Raw genomic sequence first — 13589 nt, 5'->3', positions numbered from 1 at the left:
CGCCCGGTCCCATTCCGAACCCGGAAGCTAAGACCCACAGCGCCGATGGTACTGCATTCGTGAGGATGTGGGAGAGTAGGACACCGCCGGACAACACGTAAAAAAGGGTCGAGGCCCCGCACCACACAAGGTGCGGGGCCTCCCCACATTAACAAGCAAAAACAACAACAACGAAGTAGCAGCCAACACCTACCCCGCGCCTACATCGAAACAACAGATCACGTCATGAAACCATTCGAGACTGCAGAACACGACACAAATCCACGATTCACATCGCAGCAACTACGTTCTCGAATCCAGCAAGCACCAACAACAACAACAATGGCCACCCCTACCAGGGCGGCCACCACTGTTTAAAGGGGTAGTGTGCCTGTCTTGGAGCCCGGTCGCGGCCGTCCGGTAAACGACTCATATGCACCCAGCAGCACGGCCAGACGCCGGCAAGCCGTACCGTGCAGCAGCACGGAAACCGACACCGCGCTACCGCAGGATAATATCCGTTGCCGTTGCAGGGGACTGACCTGTGGAGACAAAGCCTGAGACGTTGGCCTGTGGGTGCTTGATGATGTCCGTGACCGAGCCTAGGTGCCTGGATAGGTCTACCTTGTCCTCAGGGGCAGCCAGCAGGAGCTGGAAGCCGAACTCCTGGAGTGCATTGATGCCGGCGCCCGCGTATTCGGAGTTGGCCTGAATAAAGGCCTCATCGATCATGACTGTCCCGTAGGTGCTGTATCCCTGTACATCGATCCCCAGCTGGTAGGCCAAAGCTGCGCCCATGATGAAGGACGTGAAACGCTGACCCTCGCCGCCGGAGAGAGTGCCGGGCTCCAGGCCCATCTCTACTTCGCCATTAGGGCGGTGTTCGTTGCAGCTGATAGTGACATGCTGGCGTACGTCAAGGACGGTGTCTGCCCAATGCGCCAACGCCGGATCCGCCAACGCATTAACCAAACGCTCAAGCTGCTGGTAACTCGAAGCCATGGTTTCCTCGGTGGCTTGAGTGTAGGCATTGCCCAGAGCCTCCTTGAGTTCTTGGCGGAATGTTCGCGCCTCGTCCGGAATGCTTGTCTTGACCTCCAGCCGTAGCCGGCTGCCCTTCTCGAAGGGAACATCCTCCAGGATCTGGTTCAGCGGCAGGATGCGCTCCTCAATGGAGCGGCGTTCTTCCTCGAGCAGTTGTAGGAGGTCCGAAAAGCGTTCGTACGACCGGTTGTTGAAGTATTCCTTGAATTCATCTTGGCGCTGCGGCAGGCCGTCAGAAACGATGCGCGCATACAACTCTTCGTAATGAGGTGCGGCCTCGGCGCCCGTGCCATGGCTTGCGCTCATGGAAGGTCCAAACTGGCGGGCAAACGCCTTGAAGATTTCGTTCAGTGCACCTTCGGTACGGAACTGGCGCTCCTTGATGGTGGCGATGCGTTCACCTAAGTCCACAGCGACATGGCTCAATAGCACCTCCAGCTCATCCAAGGTGGCGGGATCCCCGTCACTCAGATAGGGAGCGAATGCTTCCTGCGCCCATTCCTCTGCCGTATTTACAGGGGAGCCTCCGGGGCCGCTTCCGGCCAGTACGTCTTGGACGGAAGCTAGGTCCTTCTCAATACCGGAGAGATCGTGGTGCAGCACAGCCACACGGCCCACGGCAGCTTCTAGTTTAGCTTGGGCGGCCGCGAGGGAATCTCGCAGCTGAGCCAATGTGGTGCTTCCTGCAATGGTCTGTTCTAGAGTTGCCTGCAATCCTGCAAGAGATGCAGCAAGTGCTGCCGAATCCAGCTGCTCGAAGCTCCTGTCATCTTCGGCAATCCGCTTCAGAGTAGAGAGCCTGCGCGCCGAGGCGTCTTTGGCCAAGCTGCTCTGTGTGGCCGACGCATCCGCAGCAGCCTGCTCGGCAGCGAGGAGCCGCGCTTGCTCTTCCAATTCAGCAATCTTGGCCACATTGTTGAAGCCGAGCAGGTAATCAGAAGGATTGATGGTGCGAGTGTCCCGCTCAAACAGAGACGAGCTCAGCTTCAGGGTCCCAGCCCGAGAAACCGCCTTCGCATGGTTGTGCAGCTCGGCATCGTCGTCCACACAGATGAAGGCAAAGTCGCCGGCGATTTTCTCGCGAAGCCAGGATCCGGCGTCGGACGCGTGAAAATCTAGTTTCGTGACAAGATGCGCATGCCCCGCCTTGGCCGGCTTCGTTGGAACGCCGAGGTTGATCCAGCGCAGCTTGCCGTGCCCGTCCAGGGAGTTGATAGCAGCAGTAACGGCAGCAATATCGGCGCCGCGGACCAGCAACGTGGTAGCCAGTGAGCGCAACACCTTCTCCGCAGCAGGCCGCCAAGCGCTGTGCTCGCTGCCAATATCCACGAGTTCGCCGGCAAATGGCATGTCCGCCACGTCCAAGCCGGTCGTGGCGCAAATGGCACGGCGGGCCGCAGCGCTGCGTGAGTCAATGTTGGAACCGCGGCGCTGGTAAGCGGCAATCTCAGCCCGCAACGCAGCCTCCTGCGCCTTGACGTTTACGCTGGTCGCCACAGCCTGGTACTCGAGAGCACGCGCCGAAGCGGTCTGCTCCTGTTGACGTTCGACGCCGGCCGCTGCCTCCGCGCGGACAGCGGCAAGGCCCTGCGCGCTCCAGTCATAGACGAGTCCGGCGCTGTCGAGATCATCCCGTACGGCGGCTTCAATGCGCGTCCGCTCTGCTAGCTCGCGCTTGCTGGCACGAATGTCCTTTTCCAGGCCGTCAATAGCTTGCCCGCCGTGGCTGGCGTGTTGGCTGGCCAGCGCCGCAACGGTTTCACTCAGGGCATCCTTGGTCTGCGTGGCGGACGCGATCTCGGCCTGCTTGTGTGCCCGCGCTTCCGCCAGCGCAACAGCACGGGCAGCCAGTAGTTCGCCTTGGAACTGCTGGCGGAGCAAGGGCAGCTGAACATTTTTTAGCTCAACTGTGCGGTCATGTTGTGCTGCTAGTTCACGTAGTTTTTCATGCAGTTCGGGCACAGGGGCCAACGCATCACGCTGTCCGCGAGCATCCTCGAGCTGGCGGTAGATTCCGCTCAAGTGGCTGAAGTCCTCCACAGCCGCAGCGGCCGCGGTCAGGGTTGCGGGTTTGTCCAGCACCTCGTAGCGGAAGAAGCGGTTGACGCCCTTGTCCAGGCCCTTGCCGTTCTGCAAGGTGCGCAGCAGGTTGAAGGCCTTGTCATTGTGGATGCCCAGCTTGCGCCGGAAGCGCTCAGCAAAGGTCTTGTGGACATCGAAGGCCTCGGCGCCGGGCAGTGCGGCGTGCAGGGACGACGGCGAAAAGCGGCGGCTCCCGTGCTTCTCCAGCGCCTCGGTGTCCAAGGGCTTGTTGTGGATCAGATAATGCTTGCCCACCTGACCCTCAAGTCCATTCGCCGGCAGGTCAAAGAGTGCCGCAATGGTGACATGGCGTCCCAAGCCGTCCTCAAAGACCAACGCCGTGGCGCTCCAGGTGGCGCTGGGGCGTTGGTATTCAACGCCGTCGGCCGTCTTGATCTTGCGCCCGCGCATGTAGCTAAACGTGGTGCGGCGGTCCTTGCGGTTGGAGGCGTCGTGCGCTGACTCATTCAGGCGCGGAGCAGCATAGAAAATGTGCTGGATGCCGTCAAAGAGGGTGGACTTTCCCACGCCCGGATGGCCGGTGAGCAAGGTGCCGGCGCGGTCCACGTACATGCTGTGGCGGCCGTGGAAGGTGCCCCAGTTGATGATTTGGATCTGGCTCAGCCGGAACTGGCCGGGGTTGATTTCTTCGCCGATGGGCAGGGTGGTTGCAATGCTCACTTAGAAGATCTCCTGCAGTGGTTCAGCTGGCTGCTCGGACTCGAGGTCCAGAGCGTCGGTGGCGGATTGCTCTAGGGCGGCCAGGTAGGCCGGGATCTGCTCAATGGAATCGAACGGCAGCGCCAGGGCAAGGGCGTTGCTGACCCGGTATTCGTGGGGGAGCTCCGTCGGCAGGATGAGTTTGAGGTTCAGCAGCCTGGCCAGTGCGGCGTCCGTCTGCTCATCCATGCGCTTGTCATCAACGGCACCGGGCTGACGATGCTCGGCCAGAATTTCACGGGCCCCATCGCGGGAAATACTCACATCCGTCCCCGAACCGGCATGCCTGTCCAGCATCACCCGCAGGCGCAGCGCCAACAGCGTCTCCTCGCGGCGTAGCGGCTTCCTGGCGACGATGGGTTGCGTGTGAACGGAATCGATCTCGGCCGGAGTGAGCAGCGCGATCTTGCGCTCAGTATCAACACTCAGCAGCAAGAAGATCTCACTCAGGTACTGCTGCAGCGAAACCGCATGCGTGAGGATGGTGGTCCACAGCGCCGGATCGGCGGTCCCGTCAATGTACGGTCCACGCAGCAGCCGGACCAGCGCCTGACGCATATCCAGCGGAAAGGAGCCGGTATCGCCGGGAAAGAGGGTTCGCTCGGTGTTCATGGTGCGTCAGTCCTTCGTGAAGGTGAACAGGGGGACAGTTGCAGTGCGCGTGGTCCCGTCGATCTGCGTGAATGTCAGTGTCTCGGTGCTCTCCACCGTGATGCTGTTGTTGTTGCCGCGTGCGGCCAAAATGAGCCCGCGAATGGTATTGATGTGCTGAAGCTCCGCCGGCAAGGACGTGTATACATCCGCCAAGGTGGCGCTGCCATTGCGGGTTTCTCTTGCATGTTCGACGGCGGCCAGCAGCTTGGGCATGTCCGGCGCCGGAGTGGAGGGGGTGCGGTGGATATCGGCGTCACTCAGGGCCGGCGGGGCGGCCAGCTTGGGTGGCGGCACGTGGTCCTCCGGGTTGAAGATTCCCAGCCCGGCCAACGTTTCAAAGTTGGGGGAGAACAGCAGCGGTGCCACCACGGGCGTGCGGGATCCCAGCGGTGCCGTGGCCACCGCCAACTCTGCGGCATGGATGGCTTTGCGCAGCAGCACTGACTCTTGGAACTCAGCCGATTGGACATAGGCGTGCAGGCTCTCGGACAAGCGGCCGTAAATGGCGTGAACCTCGCCAGCCTGCCGGCGCATCTCACGAACCAGCGAGGCCAGGTTGTTGCGTTCCTCGGCAGTGAGCGCGTCGGTGAAGTCACGTTCCAGCACTTCATTGACCGACTGCCGGAACCGGGCCTGCTGCACTGGGTCATTGAGGAACTCGGTGAAGCCCCGGAACGTCTCCCCTTCGGCGGTCCCGCGCAGGGCCTTGTCTCCTGCCAGCACCTGACCTACGGCCACACCCTTGGATAGGGACGATTCCATGATCTCGGTGCGGATCGAGTGCAACATGACCTCGACGCCGTCGCGCATTCGCTTGAAATCTGCAGGGAGGCTGGCCGCCAGGTCAAGCACGCTGCGAGTAGCGGCAACGGCGGAATCATTGGACAGCACGGCCGGGCTGGCGCCGTTCTTCAGTGCTGTGATCTCATTCTGACTATCTAAAATTTCAGCTTCGAGGGCGGCAATGCGCGACTCCGGGTTGGGATCGCTTTGCAGTGACAGCGTCTCAATACTGTTAAGCAAGGTGCTCAGACGCGAGCTGTTCAGGTTGGTGTGGCGCCCGCCCAAGGTGTCGATGAAGGCCAGCACGCGCGCCGTGGCTGCCGTGGGTTCGTAGTGGAACTTGCCGTCCACCATGGGCCGGGCTAAGAATTGGCTGCGCACCCAGGAATCGGCGTAGTGGGATGCTTGCCACGCCTCATTGAGGCTGAGGTTTTCTTCGCGCAGCTCCTTCATGAAGTCCGCCAGATCGGCGTGGAACTCCTCGAGCGGCACGCGTTGTGTGGCGGCAGTGAATTCCGCACGCAGGAACGCCAACGTCCACGGCGCACCCTGAAGCAGCTTCCATGCCGGGCTCAGCCGCAGCTGTTTTTGCGCATGCCACTGCGCAACGGCGTTGTCAGTGGAGCGCATACGGCAGGGCCTTTCGGCAAAGGAGACGGGATTACTCCCATTTTAAGGCATCGATCCGTGAGAAATGGTCGCTTTGATCCGTGAAAGCGACCATTTCTCACGGATCGATGCCGCGAAGCGGGGATGGGCGGCGGGGATGGGCGGAGGCTGAGACCAGCGTGTGGTGAGAGTTACGCGCAGGGGTGAGTGCCCGGCGTCGTACTTACGGTAAGATGGACAAGTCTGTGCTGGCATCGGGACCACTCATTGAGTGTCCGCGCCGCACCGGCACCGCAAAAGAACCTCCTGTTACGGAAATGCCGTAACCGCCTAGACCAAAGGAGGTGGGTTCACATATGCGTCCTTACGAACTGATGGTAATCATCGACCCCGATGTTGATGAGCGTACCGTTGAGCCGTCGCTTCAGAAGTTCCTGAATGTCATCACCAACGATGGTGGAACCATCGAAAAGGTTGACATCTGGGGCCGTCGTCGCCTGGCTTATGACATCCAGAAGAAGTCTGAAGGTATCTACGCAGTGGTGAACTTCACCGCTGAGCCTGCTACCGCTCAGGAACTTGATCGCTTGCTTGGTATCAATGAGACCATCTTGCGCACCAAGATCACCCGTCCGGAAGAGCAGAAGGTTGTTGCCGAGTAATTTCGGCACACACCTTATAGTTTTTCCTTTGTAGGAAACCACCAAGCAGGAAGCAGGAGCAGATGGCAGGCGAAACCACTATCACGGTCATTGGTAATCTCACCAGTGATCCAGAACTTCGGTTTACCCCGAGCGGTTCAGCAGTAGCGAACTTCACCATTGCGTCGACTCCGCGGACCTTTGATCGTCAGAGTAACGAGTGGAAGGACGGCGAAACGCTGTTCCTCCGCGCGTCGATCTGGCGTGAAGCGGCCGAAAACGTTGCCGAATCCCTCACAAAGGGCATGCGCGTACTCGTTCAAGGCCGGCTGAAGTCGCGGACCTACGACACCAAAGAAGGCGAAAAGCGCACCGTCATGGAGCTTGAGGTCGACGAGATCGGCCCCTCGCTGCGTTACGCCAACGCCAAGGTTAACCGCACCCAGCGCTCCGGCGCTCAGGGTGGGGGCAACTTCGGTGGCGGCCAGGGCAACCAAGGTGGCCAGAGCGGAAACTTCGGCGGCGGCAACGCTGGCGGAGGACAAGGCGGCTTCGGCGGCGGCTCTCAGGGTGGCGGAAACGCTCCTTGGGGCGGCGGTCAACAGCAGCAGCCACAATCCGCACCGGCGGCTGATCCCTGGGCTACGCCCGGTGGAACAACCGGCGGCTGGGGCGCTGGGCCGGATAGCTCCGAGCCTCCCTTCTAGCCACAAAATTTTTACAAATAGTGCGGCAACCGCCGTACGCACACCATCCCGCGGATTAATATCCACGGGCTCCACGAATACTAAGGAGCTCCACGATGGCTAAGGCTGAACTCCGTAAGCCCAAACCAAAGTCCAACCCCTTGAAGGCCGCTGACGTTACCGTCATCGACTACAAGGACGTAGCATTGCTGCGCAAGTTCATCTCTGATCGCGGAAAGATCCGTGCGCGCCGCGTCACGGGCGTCACCGTTCAGGAGCAGCGCAAGATCGCACAGGCAATCAAGAATGCCCGCGAAGTTGCATTGCTGCCCTACTCCGGCGCTGGCCGCGGTTAAGGGAGATAACTAAACATGTCAAAGCTCATTCTGACCCACGAAGTAAGCGGCCTCGGTGCCGCTGGCGACATCGTTGAGGTGAAGAACGGTTACGCACGTAACTTCCTTCTGCCCCGCGGCTTCGCTCTGACCTGGTCCAAGGGTGGTGAGAAGCAGGTTGAAGCCATCAAGGCTGCACGTGCTGCTCACGCACACGCAACCGTTGAAGCTGCACAGGAGCAGGCAACTGCTCTGACGGCCGCCACTGTTGTTCTCAAGGTTAAGGCAGGCGCCTCAGGCCGCCTGTTCGGTACCGTCAAGGCTGATGACGTTGCAAAGGCTGTTGCCGCTGCAGGTCTCGGAAACATTGACAAGCGCAAGGTTGAATTGCCCGCCCACATCAAGTCGGTTGGCAAGCACACTGCAACTCTTCGTTTGCACGAAGACGTTTCAGCGACGATCACCCTGAACGTTGTAGCGAACTAGTCTCGCTGCACTGCTTCAAAAGGCCCGGTCCCCTTAGTGGGGGCCGGGCCTTTTTGGTGTGTGCTTGCTGTTGCTTTTGAGGGTGGTGCTAGTGCTTGCGCCGAGACTGCAAAGATTGGATGTCTGTGGTGGTGGAATGCTCATACGTCAGGGCAATGAGTTCCCGTAACACCTTCAGATCCACGTCCGCCAACTTCGTGATGTACACGCAGGCCACGCTCGCCTTGAACTTCCCCAGCTTCTCCAGTAACGGTCCGGCAGCTGGCGGATAGCTGAGCCCATAGACCACCAGGTTGGCCTTCCTCGGTGAAAATGCGACGGCGGGAGCGTAGCTTTCTCTGCCTGAGGTGTACGTGTAGTGGTACTCACCGAAGCCAATGATGCTGGGCCCCCACATATAGGGTGGCTGACCCGTGACTGCCTGCATCAGCGCCAGTAGCGTGTGGGAATCCTCGCGGCGGGTTGCGGTGGTGTCGACTGTGTTGATGAACTCCACGGGGTCTGCGCCGGTACGGGCTGTCTTGTTGGTGGACTTACTGGCTGACTTGGGGGCCGCCTTGCTGGCTGTCCTGGTGTTGGCAGCTGCGCCAGGGGTCTTTGTCGCGTTGGGTTTGGTAACCATGGGCGGGCTCTCCTATTCTCGCTCTCAGCATAGTGCGGGCAAACCTTTCGAGGCGGGTGCTTCAAAGTTTCCACTAAGCCCTGCTGTTTATCGTGGGGTTTTGGCTCATGCGTCGCCCGCGACTTCATCTATGGCCGCATGGACGCGGATAGCTCGGATGTATTGGTTGTGAGAGTGATCAGTGTCAGCAGCGAAGGGACGGTTGCCACGTGGGTCGAGAATGCTGACACCAGATGCATTGAAATGGGCGGCGTGGAAGCCCGCTACGTTAAATTCACGGGCATTGAAACCCGCGGCGATGGCAGCAATAACAACAAGTGGGTCACCTGCGGAGAGTGCAACGCAAAGAAGGAAGTTACCGAAGACACCACCCCGACCGTTGAACCCGCCAAACCCACCGAACCCACCGAACCCACGAAACCCGCGGAAGAGACTCTCACACCAGTCCTTTGCACTGATATGACCGTCACCGGTTTCAGCAGTGAAGAAACCGTCTCAGAGCACCGGCCAGCCAGCAACTTGGGGGACTGTGAACAGGAGCCGGGCTGGACCTCTGCATGGAGCGCCGGATCCACACCTCCTCCGCATTGGATCATTATCGATTTGGGCAAGGAGCGCAATCGTGTCAGCGCCGGTTGCCTAGGCCGCGCTTCCGCTAATGGTCGCATCAAGGACGTCGCGATGGAGACAAACACCGACCACCGACGGCGCCACGTGGGCAACGCCTGTCGCAGCGACTTGGGAGAACGTCTCGAGGATTCAAACCGTCGAACTGGACGGCTCGGCTGCACGCTTCATCCGTATGACAGGTGTCAGCTCCTGTGACGATAAGTGGATTGCCTGCGGCGAATTTGTAGCTACGGAGCGCAGTGGGGAGATCGAATCGCCGGAGCCGACTGAAGCTGAGAGTTCCAGTGCCTCAGGGAGCACGTTGGCCAGCAGCACCTCTAGTGCCTCGCCGAATGCAATGCAGAGTGTTAAAGTGCCAGCCGCGGTTCCTGCTGACGGGACCTCCACGGCCGAGGGCGAGTTGCCTGAAACCGGTCCTAGCGCAGTCGCCGTAGCCCTGTCATTGGGCTTGCTGATTCTGGCTGCCGGAGCCTTCCTCGTGGCCAGGTCTAGGAGGAAGCACATGCCCAAGCGCGCATAAAAGCGAAGGGGCAGGCGATTGGAAGCGAATGAAAGCCTCTAAGCGCACCCGAGGACGATGCGCGCCGCTGGGATATCCACAGTGCGACATATGTCTGTGGATATCCCAGCGGCATATCTTCCTTAACCGCATAGTCCACAGTGTGATGTGAGAAGAAGCATCTTTGAAAAAATGTAGTAATCCACAGGGGGTGGACAGTGTTTGCGCAGGTCAGAGGCACTTTAAGGGCCTGCAGATAGAGTTGTCCACATGCTTGTCCCCATCCTGTGCACAAGCAGGGGCAGTTAATGCACCGGTTATCCACAGGCAGGGTGGACAATGGGGTTGGTAGATGGCATTTGTGCGTCTAACGTTGCAAAGAACGCCTCCGCTTTTGACAACTTTGTCGGTATCAGCTGGTAAGTAGGAGCAGCAACATAAGAATGTGTCATCGTGAGATGATGAAAGGCCCGGCCAGCAGGGCAGAAAGTGGGCACCAACATGTCAGCTCCAGCCATGGACAAAAGGGATACTTCCCGCGAGCCGGACTTTGCCAGGACACCGCCTCAGGACCTAGTGGCCGAACAGAGCGTCTTGGGCGGCATGATGCTCTCCAAGGACGCCATTGCAGACGTTGTTGAAGTTCTGCGTGGCAACGACTTTTACCGGCCGGCGCACGAGAGCATTTATGAGGCCATTCTGGACCTCTATGGCCGCGGTGAGCCTGCCGATGCCGTCACCATTGCCGATGAGCTGACCAAACGCGGCGAGATCACCAAAATTGGCGGTGCCGCCTATCTGCACCAACTGATCCAGTCCGTGCCCACCGCAGCAAACGCAGGCTTTTACGCTGAGATTGTGGCCGAGCGCGCGGTTCTCCGCAGGCTCGTCACCGCCGGCACCAAGATTGTCCAGATGGGTTATGCCCAAGATGGCGAAGTTGAAGATACCGTCAACGCCGCCCAAGCCGAGATCTTCGCTGTGGCAGAACGCCGCACCACCGAGGATTACGTGCTGCTCAAGGACGTTATGGAATCCACTGTGGATGAGATTGAAGCGTCCGGCCACAAGGGTCAAGGCATGACAGGTGTGCCCACCGGATTCTACGAATTTGATGAATTGACCAACGGTCTGCATCCCGGCCAGATGATTGTCATCGCAGCCCGACCGGCCGTCGGTAAGAGTACATTCGCCCTTGACTGGGCGCGGTCGGCAGCCATTGACCACAATATGGCTACCGTGGTGTTCTCCCTGGAAATGGGTCGGAACGAAATCGCCATGCGACTGTTGTCGGCCGAGGCCACCATCAGCTTGCAGGATCTGCGTAAGGGAACTGTCAAGGACGATCAGTGGTCCAAGATTGCCACGACCATGGGTCGAATGAACGATGCCCCCCTGTTCATTGATGATTCTCCGAATATGTCGCTGATGGAAATTCGAGCTAAGTGCCGGCGCCTGAAGCAGCAGCACGATTTGAAGTTGGTGGTCCTTGACTACCTGCAGCTGATGTCCTCGGGCAAGCGCGTTGAATCGCGCCAGCAGGAAGTTTCCGAGTTCTCGCGTGCCTTGAAGCTACTGGCCAAGGAACTTCAGGTTCCGGTAGTTGCTCTGTCACAGCTGAACCGTGGTTCCGAACAGCGAACCGACAAGAAGCCCATGGTCTCTGACCTTCGTGAATCCGGTTCCATTGAGCAGGATGCCGACATGGTCATCCTGTTGCACCGTGAAGACATCTATGACAAGGAATCGGCCCGTGCCGGCGAGGCTGACGTGATTGTGGCCAAACACCGTAACGGTCCCACCAAGACGATCGTGTTGGGCTTCCAGGGTCACTACTCGCGCTTTGCCAACATGGCCAGCGAAAACGGTGGCGGCTACTAGCTGTTGCTGACTTGAACCATCTGAGTGGGGGTTACCGCCCCCGCTCTGGCGCCCCGGGCAGCCCTGAAGTGTGCCTCGATTTTTTGCCCTGCATAGCAGCCTGCAACGATCAGGGTTGCGCCTAGGACGCCCAACCAACCTAAGGTTTCGCCAGCCAGGCCGACGCCCACCAACACCGCCCACACGGGTTCGGTGCCCATGAGCAAGCTGGCTCGGGACGCCGAGGTGCGCCGGACAGCCCAGAGCTGGACCAGGAATGCGAAGACGCTGCAGGCTAGGCCCAAGTACGCCAGGTTCAGCCATATGGAGCTTGAGAAGTGTGCGGCCGAACCGAGGATCTCCGCGGGATTGAAGGCTATGCCCACGAGTGCGCAGATCGCAGACTGAATCAAGGTCACCGTGATAGAGCTATAGGGTTTGTTGGCCGTCAAGGCCCCCATCAAGGTCACGTGCCCCGCGCGCACCGCTGCGGCTCCGAGCATGAGGGCGTCACCCACGGTGGGGGTGCGGAAACCACCTCCGGTGACCAAGAGCGCCACCCCCACTACGGAGACGGTCGCCGCAATGAAGAACGACGGCGGCAGCCACCTTCGTGACGCCAAGGAGTCGAGCAGGGGTGTAAAGATGACGGTTAAGCTGATCACGAGTCCGGCATTGCTGGCCTGAGTATGTGCCACGCCAAAGGTCTCCAGAAAGAGCACGGCCGCTTGGGTCAATCCTAAAAGCACGCCTGTCCACACTTCCGCGCGGCCAGGGATACGGCGCACCCGCAGCAGCCACAGCGCTCCCAAGGCTGCTGACGCCACGAGGAAACGCCAGCCTAGAACTGCCGGGACACTCATCACGGTTGTCAGATCCTTGGCCACTAGGTAACTGCTACCCCAGACAAAGGCCACGGCAAGTAGCGCAATATCCACATTTAGGCGATCCCAAGTACTTTTCACTTTCTAATACTCTGCGCATAAATACCAGCAAACCAGAGCACTTTTGTCATCCAATGCATTAGTTTGAACTTATGGAAATTTCGCAACTACGCGCTCTCCGAGAGGTTCGTGACAGGGGAAGCATCGCCGCAGCGGCTCAGGCGTTGGAGGTAACGCCGTCGAGCGTTTCTCAACAGCTCACGGCACTTCAACGCAAAGCCGGAACAGCGCTGACCTATAAAGTTGGCCGCCGGACGGCGCTCACACCGGCAGGACTGGCTTTGTGTGCGGCCACTGTGGAAGTGGAAATCGCGTTGGCAAAGGCCGATGCCGCCGTCGACTCCTTCCGGGAAAACACCGACGAACCGGTCACCGTGGCTGCCTTTCATAGCGCCGCTCTGGCCTACTTCGGTCCTCTAGAACGTGCACTGCATGATGGTGGAGGCCCCGCGGTACACCTGTTCGACCAAGACGTAGCCCAGAAAGATTTTGCCACTCTGACGGCTGATTATGATTTGGTCATCGCGCACCGAATGGCCAACAGCACGCCCTGGCCCGTCACCGTCAAGGTCACGGAGCTCGCCTATGAACCGTTGGATGTGGCGGTCAGTGTGCGGCATCGTCTGGCTCAGCAAAAGAGTGTCAAACCCACAGACCTTCTTGATGAACGGTGGATCTCTGTGCACCCCGGATTCCCTTTGGCGGGGGCCATTGAAATGATCGGCACCATCGCGGGGGAGGAGGTCCAGGTGGTCCATCGCATCAACGACTTCTTTGTGGCCGCCTCACTTGTGGACCAAGGCGACTGTATCTCCTTGATGCCTCGCTATCTGGTGAACCGGCGCTACTTTGCCGATCTGCTTCTCCTTCCGTTGCGTGAGCCACGACTGGGGCGGCGGATTGATATTCTTGCCCGACCAGAGGCTATGGAACGTGCTGCAGTTGTCCAAGTCATCAACGTTCTGCAGCAAATTATGCGAGAACTGCTCGATCCCCAAGGCGCCTAGCCAGCCGA

At 59.5% G+C, this 13589-nt stretch carries 13 protein-coding genes and 1 rRNA gene; 9 read left to right on the top strand and 5 right to left on the bottom strand.

The window, feature by feature from the left end:
* Positions 1–92: ribosomal RNA gene (gene rrf, locus AB0P14_RS15170) — 5S ribosomal RNA — on the top strand; the annotation flags it as partial.
* Between the two features lie 388 nt (positions 93–480).
* Here the strand turns inward: rrf and AB0P14_RS15165 are convergent.
* Genes AB0P14_RS15165 through AB0P14_RS15155 form a run of 3 tightly spaced genes read right to left on the bottom strand, consistent with a single transcriptional unit; the run spans position 481 to position 5892 of the window.
* Positions 481–3786, bottom strand: coding sequence for an ATP-binding protein (locus tag AB0P14_RS15165; RefSeq protein WP_363843953.1), 3306 nt, complete (start codon positions 3784–3786; stop codon positions 481–483).
* Positions 3787–4437, bottom strand: coding sequence for a DUF4194 domain-containing protein (locus tag AB0P14_RS15160; RefSeq protein WP_363843950.1), 651 nt, complete (start codon positions 4435–4437; stop codon positions 3787–3789).
* A 6-nt stretch (positions 4438–4443) separates the two neighbouring features.
* Complete coding sequence (locus AB0P14_RS15155) at positions 4444–5892, bottom strand: DUF3375 domain-containing protein (protein WP_363843947.1); 1449 nt, start codon at positions 5890–5892, stop codon at positions 4444–4446.
* Between the two features lie 335 nt (positions 5893–6227).
* Between AB0P14_RS15155 and rpsF the strand changes: the two genes are divergently transcribed.
* The 4 genes from rpsF (at position 6228) to rplI (ending at position 8019) form a co-directional block, all read left to right on the top strand.
* Positions 6228–6533 carry a 30S ribosomal protein S6 gene (gene rpsF, locus AB0P14_RS15150; RefSeq protein WP_062286061.1) on the top strand — a complete coding sequence of 102 codons (306 nt, stop codon included), beginning with the start codon at positions 6228–6230 and terminating at the stop codon, positions 6531–6533.
* 62 nt (positions 6534–6595) lie between these two features.
* Positions 6596–7219 carry a single-stranded DNA-binding protein gene (locus tag AB0P14_RS15145; RefSeq protein WP_363843944.1) on the top strand — a complete coding sequence of 208 codons (624 nt, stop codon included), beginning with the start codon at positions 6596–6598 and terminating at the stop codon, positions 7217–7219.
* A gap of 95 nt (positions 7220–7314) precedes the next feature.
* Positions 7315–7554 (top strand): 30S ribosomal protein S18, encoded by a 240-nt coding sequence (rpsR, locus tag AB0P14_RS15140; RefSeq protein WP_005273147.1) that lies wholly within the window; start codon positions 7315–7317, stop codon positions 7552–7554.
* Between the two features lie 15 nt (positions 7555–7569).
* Positions 7570–8019 carry a 50S ribosomal protein L9 gene (rplI, locus tag AB0P14_RS15135; RefSeq protein WP_363843941.1) on the top strand — a complete coding sequence of 150 codons (450 nt, stop codon included), beginning with the start codon at positions 7570–7572 and terminating at the stop codon, positions 8017–8019.
* 88 nt (positions 8020–8107) lie between these two features.
* Here the strand turns inward: rplI and AB0P14_RS15130 are convergent, their stop codons facing one another.
* Positions 8108–8641: a DUF1801 domain-containing protein gene (locus AB0P14_RS15130; RefSeq protein WP_363843938.1), complete on the bottom strand. Its 534-nt coding sequence runs from the start codon at positions 8639–8641 to the stop codon at positions 8108–8110.
* Between the two features lie 138 nt (positions 8642–8779).
* Here AB0P14_RS15130 and AB0P14_RS15125 point away from each other — a divergent pair, with 138 nt between their 5' ends.
* From AB0P14_RS15125 to dnaB, 3 genes are all read left to right on the top strand, one after another.
* Positions 8780–9466 (top strand): discoidin domain-containing protein, encoded by a 687-nt coding sequence (locus AB0P14_RS15125; protein ID WP_363843935.1) that lies wholly within the window; start codon positions 8780–8782, stop codon positions 9464–9466.
* 157 nt (positions 9467–9623) lie between these two features.
* Positions 9624–9791, top strand: a complete 168-nt coding sequence (locus AB0P14_RS15120; RefSeq protein ID WP_363843932.1) for an LPXTG cell wall anchor domain-containing protein — start codon at positions 9624–9626, stop codon at positions 9789–9791.
* A gap of 480 nt (positions 9792–10271) precedes the next feature.
* On the top strand, positions 10272–11651 hold the full coding sequence (gene dnaB / locus AB0P14_RS15115; RefSeq protein WP_363843929.1) for a replicative DNA helicase: 1380 nt from the start codon (positions 10272–10274) through the stop codon (positions 11649–11651).
* Here the strand turns inward: dnaB and AB0P14_RS15110 are convergent.
* Complete coding sequence (locus AB0P14_RS15110) at positions 11648–12595, bottom strand: DMT family transporter (RefSeq protein ID WP_363843926.1); 948 nt, start codon at positions 12593–12595, stop codon at positions 11648–11650. The two genes, dnaB and AB0P14_RS15110, sit on opposite strands and share 4 nt — an antisense overlap.
* Positions 12596–12666: 71 nt before the next feature.
* On the opposite strand from AB0P14_RS15110, the gene AB0P14_RS15105 reads away from it, so the two are divergent.
* Entirely contained in the window at positions 12667–13581 is a 915-nt protein-coding gene (locus AB0P14_RS15105) for a LysR family transcriptional regulator (protein WP_363843923.1), read from the top strand.
* The last annotated feature ends 8 nt before the right edge of the window (positions 13582–13589 follow it).

Source organism: Specibacter sp. NPDC078709, assembly GCF_040686795.1.
Lineage (GTDB): Bacteria > Actinomycetota > Actinomycetes > Actinomycetales > Micrococcaceae > Specibacter.
Note: the sequence above shows the minus strand (reverse complement) of the source record. Positions and strands in the feature narration are given on the sequence as shown.